Source organism: Pseudomonas sp. SIMBA_068, from assembly GCF_046534705.1.
Classification (GTDB): domain Bacteria; phylum Pseudomonadota; class Gammaproteobacteria; order Pseudomonadales; family Pseudomonadaceae; genus Aquipseudomonas; species Aquipseudomonas putida.
Map to the genome: position 1 here is coordinate 1 of NZ_JAWRYI010000596.1, position 269 is coordinate 269.

The window sequence follows — 269 nt, forward strand, 5'->3', positions numbered from 1 at the left end:
TGCTTGTGGTGCTGGTGGCAGTGATTCAATTGGGTGGAGATCGTCTGGCGCGGGTACTCAACAAACGGTGAGGTATAGTCGGCGTATCCCAGCATTCGGTATTGCCTGTCATGATCCTCAAGCCCGACGACCTCGATCAGATTACCTCCACCACACTCGGCCACTACAACAAGGTGGCGGAAGACTTCCGTGAAGGCACCCGCGATCACGATGTGAGCCAGAACATCGATGCCTTGCTGCGGCATCTCCAGGGCACAGCGCCGTTTACC

General features: G+C 56.9%; 2 pseudogenes. Both read left to right on the plus strand.

What is annotated here, in order from left to right:
• A pseudogene (locus tag SB756_RS30565) lies at positions 1-71 on the plus strand (ABC transporter permease); the annotation flags it as partial.
• Between the two features lie 39 nt (positions 72-110).
• Positions 111-269, plus strand: a pseudogene (locus SB756_RS30570) (SAM-dependent methyltransferase); the annotation flags it as partial.